General features: G+C 30.6%; 7 protein-coding genes. All 7 read right to left on the bottom strand.

Going from position 1 to position 6169, the window contains the following annotated elements; all coding sequences use genetic code 11:
• Positions 1–203: 203 nt before the first annotated feature.
• The 7 genes from ACJDTP_RS25540 to ACJDTP_RS25510 all read right to left on the bottom strand — a co-directional run bounded on the left by ACJDTP_RS25540 (position 204) and on the right by ACJDTP_RS25510 (position 6156).
• On the bottom strand, positions 204–761 hold the full coding sequence (locus tag ACJDTP_RS25540) for a UbiX family flavin prenyltransferase (protein ID WP_406762811.1): 558 nt from the start codon (positions 759–761) through the stop codon (positions 204–206).
• A 13-nt stretch (positions 762–774) separates the two neighbouring features.
• Complete coding sequence (gene lpdD / locus ACJDTP_RS25535) at positions 775–1119, bottom strand: prenylated flavin chaperone LpdD (protein WP_406762810.1); 345 nt, start codon at positions 1117–1119, stop codon at positions 775–777.
• A 58-nt stretch (positions 1120–1177) separates the two neighbouring features.
• On the bottom strand, positions 1178–2668 hold the full coding sequence (locus ACJDTP_RS25530) for a UbiD family decarboxylase (RefSeq protein WP_406762809.1): 1491 nt from the start codon (positions 2666–2668) through the stop codon (positions 1178–1180).
• Between the two features lie 230 nt (positions 2669–2898).
• Positions 2899–3183 carry a putative quinol monooxygenase gene (locus tag ACJDTP_RS25525; RefSeq protein WP_406762808.1) on the bottom strand — a complete coding sequence of 95 codons (285 nt, stop codon included), beginning with the start codon at positions 3181–3183 and terminating at the stop codon, positions 2899–2901.
• A gap of 438 nt (positions 3184–3621) precedes the next feature.
• A complete protein-coding gene (locus ACJDTP_RS25520; RefSeq protein ID WP_406762807.1) occupies positions 3622–4455 on the bottom strand; it encodes a prephenate dehydrogenase in 834 nt (277 codons plus the stop codon).
• Positions 4456–4472: 17 nt separating this feature from the next.
• Positions 4473–5486, bottom strand: a complete 1014-nt coding sequence (aroF, locus tag ACJDTP_RS25515; RefSeq protein ID WP_406762806.1) for a 3-deoxy-7-phosphoheptulonate synthase — start codon at positions 5484–5486, stop codon at positions 4473–4475.
• A 154-nt stretch (positions 5487–5640) separates the two neighbouring features.
• A complete protein-coding gene (locus ACJDTP_RS25510) occupies positions 5641–6156 on the bottom strand; it encodes a shikimate kinase (RefSeq protein WP_406762805.1) in 516 nt (171 codons plus the stop codon).
• Positions 6157–6169 lie beyond the last annotated feature (13 nt).

Below are 6169 nucleotides of genomic sequence, written 5' to 3'. Positions count from 1 at the left end.
ACCGAAGAGTCTAAAGCTAGATCCCATCTAGCTTTAGACTCTTCGAAATTCTATAATTTCCTATACAACAAAAAAGATTGGTAACCATGTACCAATCTTTTAATCAATATACTTTTATAACATTTTATAAATCTTTATGCTTACATTAACCTTTCCAGTTTCATCTGAAATTGCATCTAAAGTTCCTGCGTATACACCATAATTTAACCATTCCACCTTTTTCCCTTACTATACTGTATCTCAAATTGATCAAGAACTTTCATTACATGATGATTTACAATATCCTCAATAGTTTCAGGCTTATTATAAAATGCAGGCATTGGAGGAACTATTTTGGCTCCAACTCTTGATAGCTTAAGCATATTTTCTAAATGTATTGTACTTAACGGAGTTTCCCTTGGGCACAAAATTAATTTTCTTCCTTCTTTCAGCATTACACCTGCAGTTCTTGAAATTAAATTATCATCATAACCATTAGCTATTGCACTAAGTGTTTTCATACTACAAGGTAAAATTACCATTCCATTTGTAATAAATGACCCACTTGAAGTTTTTGCTCCTAAGTCTTTACTATCATAAGTAAAGTCTGCCAAATCTCTCAAATAATCCATTGAATAGCCTGTTTCAATTTCTAAATTCTTTATAGCCCATTCACTCATAATAAGATGAATGTTCACATTTTCTACTTCTTTTAAAGCCTCAAGCAGTTTAACTGCATAAATAGTTCCTGTTGCTCCAGTAACTCCAACTACTAATTCCATCTTTCACCTCTAATTAAAAATCCTTTAATCTATTGCACAATTCTATTATCATTTGTCTACATAGATCCATTACCTCAGTTATTTCGGATTTTTTTATATCATCTAAATGTATACCACAACATATTACAAAGTTGCCAGAAAAATTTTTTCTTAGTATTTCAGCTGACATCTTTGTAATAAAATTCTCTTTATGATTTTCAAATGTTATTGTTTGTGGTTCTAAGATTTGTGAACTGGCAGTTATTGCGCCTAAATGAGGTGTATCTCCACCAGTTAACACTATACATAAATCATCTCCCATAAAATGAGCAGTAAGCTTTACTTCTATTCTATTGATTTTTTTATTTATTTCTATCATTTATATCATCCTTAATAATTTCCTAAAATATTGCACACAAAATTTACTTGTTATTTTTTTAATGTGTCTCAAATAGTTCTGGTGCAAAACGAGCTGGATCTACATCTTTAAATTTTGCTCTTTGGAATCTGTCTTTTAAATCATATGGCACGGTACAATCAAAAATTGTTTTACAAGAAATTCCTTTATCTCGAATTGATGAGCTAAATTCAGGTGTTTGTGATGGATCTAGTGGATGACAGCGTACTCCTGGAATAAATATTGTATCAACATCACCTTGATAACGTGTATTTAGAGCCCACATTACATCATTACTATCAAATGGATTTACATCTTCATCAACTATGATTACATGTTTAAGTTCAGAAAATGCTGAAAATGCTAATAAAGCAGCTTGCCTCTGTCGTCCTTCATCACTTGGCTGACTTTTCTTAAATTGCAAAATTGCCATGTATTTTCCTCCACCTGATGAATGAGCATATACATTTAGCAGCCTGCCAGGCATAGCCTTTTCAACCATTTGAAGTATACTTGCTTCTGTTGGAATTCCTGCCATGCTGACATGTTCTTCACTTGGTCCAATACAAGTCTGCATTATTGGATTTATACGATGAGTAACAGCTTTTACTTTTATTAATGGTATTTCAGCACAAGCTGGACCTGTATAGCCAGGGAATTCAGGCATAGCTTTTCCTGTATTTGTGTTTTGATCTTCTCTAACACGCACATTCGGAATTAATTCTCCTTCTATAACGTATTCAGCATTTCCAATTGCCTTTTCATCAATTGTTAAACACTCAGTCAATTCAACTGCTTTATTTCTAATAGCTCCAGCAATGCTTAATTCATTAAAACCAATTGGTGTTGTGGGAGGTTCAAAGCATGCTGCAATTTCTATGGCAGGATCAACTCCTATACTAATAGAAATTGGTAATGGCTTTCCTAATTTTTCAGCTTTTTCACGAAATACTCCTAAATGACGAGCCCCTGGAGTAAAAAACATAGACATTTCATCTTTACTTTGTAGACATAAACGATGTATTGTAATATCTGAGTCTCCATTCTCAGGATCAGAAGCATAGCACATGCCTAAAGTTATATACGGTCCAGCATCTTCTTCTGTATTAGTTGGTGCAGGAACTAATTTTCTAATATCAAAACCTGGTTCATCTGCATAATGAACTACTTCCTGGCATTTAGGTTTTTCCTTTGAAACCACTGGTTGAATTGGATTCTTAACTGCTTCATTTAACAAAAATCCTAAACGATCTGGTTTTTCACCAAGCATTAAGCCTACTCTTTCACGGCTAGCCAAAAGTCCAATAAGAACTCTTGCATCTTCATGGCCTTTTACATTATTAAATATCATTGCGGGTCCTATTCTTGTCGGTCTCATCACTGTTCCACCTGCACCAATATAACGATAAACACCTGATATCTCAGCATTAGGATCTGCTGCTTCATTAGTTTCAATTAATTGTCCTGGAACTGATTTCAAAAATTCCAAGGCAGAACGTAAATCTACTATTTCTAATTTTTGATTTTCCATTTTACAATCCTCCTTTAACCATATTAATAAATAAGTATCTACATTCTAATAAATACTGTCATCAAACTAAAACTCATAACTCAGTTAGTTTAATCAGTTAAAAGTTCAGAATTAAGAATTCAGAGTTAATGAAGAAAAGCCACAAGCTTTTCAACAAATATTTATTTTTAGAAATAGCTTCGCTATTTCATCCTTAACTCTTAACTTTGAACTCTTAATTCTTAACTGAATTATACTTCTTTATAAAAATTAGCTTCTGATTTACTTACTCGTAAATCAGCAAACAAAGGAACTATCCTTTTAAAATGTTCAGTGTTATTATGTAAATCAATTGCTTTTTGATCTTCCCAATCTTCTATAAATGTAATTATGGAAGGATTTTTTATATCTTGAAATAACCCATATGAAATGCACCCTTGTTCCTGTCTGCTCTTTTCAATTAATTCTTTTGCTAAATTAATATATTCTTCCCTCTTGTCATCTTTTACTACACTTTGCGCTACAATTCTTATCATATTAACCCTTCTTTCTAACTTATTAAAATCATTGTATATATATATGTTCCAATTGACAATTAACAATTGAAAGTGATTGATAAAATCCTTTCAGAATTTCTTAAACTAAATGTATTATTTTAAAATCCTATTGATTATATTATTAATTAGAACATAAATAATATCCTACTTATAATTTTATATCAACATCACAAATAAAATCCAATAACTAATTACATTAAGATCTATAGATTTTAACCATCTAACTTAGATCACACCATTCTAAAATAATCTTTTAGCATTAGTTAACAGGGAAAAAGACTATCTGCAAAATAATATAATTTTATTTTACGAATAGTCTTTTATAATATTTATTATTTTTTATCTACCTGTTTCTAACCTGTCCTCATAGCACCTGTATTATCAATAACAATACCACTATAGACTTTCTAATACTCTTTATAACTTTTCACGTCTCTTTGTAGATTTTATAAATAATTCTTTTAATGATTCTATATTATTATCTTTAATTGCATATTTTATCTTATCTAATTCATCTTCAAAGTTTTGTATGCTCATAAGTAAATTTTCTTTATTTCCCAGGAAAAGTTCACTCCATAAGTCTTCATTAATGTTAGCTATTCTAGTTAAATCTCTATAACTATCACCAATAAAACTTCCAGTATCTCTACCTTCTACATCACTATTTACTAATGCAACAGCTAATGCATGTGGCAATTGACTTGTAAATCCTATCATTTCATCATGATACTCTGGAGTTATCCTTCTAACTTTCTTAAAACCTATTTCATAAGCTAAGTTTTCAATAAGCTTTAAGTTTTCTTCTTTATTTCTATCTACTGGAGTTAAAATATAATTTGCGCCTTTAAATACCTGATTTGTTGCAAAATCTATTCCCTTCTTTTCCCTTCCTGCCATTGGATGTCCAAAAACAAAATCAATATTGTTTGGTAATATCTTTACTATGTGTTCAATAAACATCTTTTTTATTCCAGTAGCATCTGTTATTACAGCTCCATCTTTAAAATTATCTTTATTATCAGTAATAAATTTTTCAACTAACCTTGGATATAACGACATAATTACTAAGTCAGCACTTTTAAGAATTTCTTCTCCAATAGTAAAGCCTTCCTTAATTAATCCTAAATTTTCGGCTTTTACTAATGTTTCTTCATTAGTATCTATTCCATAAACATCATCATATCCTGCTTCTTTTAAAGCCATAGTAAACGAACCACCAATTACTCCAAGACCTACAACTACAATTTTCATACATAGCCTCCATAAAACTAGATTTCTTTTCCTTCAATATCTGCTACTGCTTTTACTTTTCCCATTAATTTATCAAATTGATCTGGTGTAAGTGATTGTTGTCCATCACTTAATGCATTTTCAGGATCATTATGAACTTCTATCATAAGTCCATCTGCACCAGCTATAACTGCTGCTTTTGCCATTGGTTCTACTAAATAAGCATATCCCCCTGCATGGCTTGGATCAATAATAATTGGTAAATGTGATAATTTCTTAATCACTGGAATAGCTTGCAAATCTAAAGTATTTCTAGTGATTGTTTCAAAGGTTCTAATTCCTCTTTCACAAAGAATTACATTTTCATTACCACCAGCCATAATATATTCTGCTGACATTAACCACTCTTCTATAGTTGCTGATAAACCTCTCTTTAATAAAATTGGCTTATTAGTCTTTCCGATTTGTTTTAATAAATCAAAGTTCTGCATATTTCTTGCACCTATTTGGATAACGTCAACTTCTTCAACAAATGTATCTATATAATCAGTTGACATAAGTTCTGTAACTATTGGAAGCCCTGTTTCCTGTTTTGCTGTTTTTAAAAGTTTTAAGCCTTCAAGCTCTAACCCTTGGAAACTGTAAGGTGAAGTTCTTGGTTTAAATGCTCCTCCTCTTAAGAAGTTTGCACCTGCTGCCTTTACTCTTTTTGCAACTTCAACTATTTGTTCTTCACTTTCCACTGAACATGGTCCTGCCATTATTCCTAAACGGCCTCCACCAACTACCGAACCATTAACGTCGATAACTGTATCTTCCGGTTTAAATATTCTATTTGCTTTCTTAAAAGGCTCTTGCACCTTCATTACTCTATCTACGCCTTTAAGTACTTGCATCTTCTTAGGATCTATTATTGAAGTATCTCCTACAACACCTATAATGTAATATGTGTCTCCTCTAGAAAGATTGACTTCTAATCCCTTTCCTTCAATAATGTCTTTAACTTTCTTTATTTCTTCTTCACTTGCTTTTGGTTTCATTATAATTATCATTTTTGTTTCCTCCTATACTACTAAAAAAAACTTGTCTTTTTTTTAATCTACTATCCTACTAATCTACTACATAATGTTAACTTTATTTATATACAATTTCAATATTTACATTAAAAAGTTATATATCATATATTTATAGGTAATAGAAACCTAACTACATTATATTAACATTTTCATTATTCTTGATTATTTCTTTGATTCTATCTATTACTACACTAATATCGCTATCATTAATAACTTTTTCCTCAGCATATTCATTGTATAGTTCAATTCTTTCATCATATAACTTTAATAATTTTTCCTTACCATCTTTAAGAAGTGGTCTATAGGAAACATCAACGTCTTCAAGAATTTTATCAACTGGTCTGTCAAGAAAAATTATTGTTCCACCATTTTTTAATATATCAATATTTATTTTTCTTTTTATGACTCCACCACCTGTGGAAATTAATATATCATTATATCCCATTAATTCTTTACAAGTTTCTGTTTCGATGTCTCTGAAATATTCTTCTCCATTTTCAAAAAGCTGCATAGTTGTTTTACCTGTTTTCTCTTGAATATATTCATCCATATCAAAGAATTTTATATTTAATTCCTCTGCCAGAATTTTTCCAAAAGTAGTCTTTCCGCTACCAGGCATTCCAATTATAATGATATTATTTTTCATCTTTTTCTCTCCT

The sequence above is a fragment of the Candidatus Clostridium helianthi genome (assembly GCF_045310795.1).
Lineage (GTDB): Bacteria > Bacillota > Clostridia > Clostridiales > Clostridiaceae > Clostridium > Clostridium helianthi.
Note: the sequence above shows the minus strand (reverse complement) of the source record. Positions and strands in the feature narration are given on the sequence as shown.

Coding starts and splice junctions, on each gene's coding strand:
- ACJDTP_RS25510 (WP_406762805.1), bottom strand. CDS start 6,156: ATGAAAAATAATATCATTATAATTGGAATGCCTGGTAGCGGAAAGACT.
- ACJDTP_RS25520 (WP_406762807.1), bottom strand. CDS start 4,455: ATGAAAATTGTAGTTGTAGGTCTTGGAGTAATTGGTGGTTCGTTTACT.
- ACJDTP_RS25540 (WP_406762811.1), bottom strand. CDS start 761: ATGGAATTAGTAGTTGGAGTTACTGGAGCAACAGGAACTATTTATGCA.
- ACJDTP_RS25530 (WP_406762809.1), bottom strand. CDS start 2,668: ATGGAAAATCAAAAATTAGAAATAGTAGATTTACGTTCTGCCTTGGAA.
- ACJDTP_RS25525 (WP_406762808.1), bottom strand. CDS start 3,183: ATGATAAGAATTGTAGCGCAAAGTGTAGTAAAAGATGACAAGAGGGAA.
- aroF (WP_406762806.1), bottom strand. CDS start 5,486: ATGATAATTATAATGAAACCAAAAGCAAGTGAAGAAGAAATAAAGAAA.
- lpdD (WP_406762810.1), bottom strand. CDS start 1,119: ATGATAGAAATAAATAAAAAAATCAATAGAATAGAAGTAAAGCTTACT.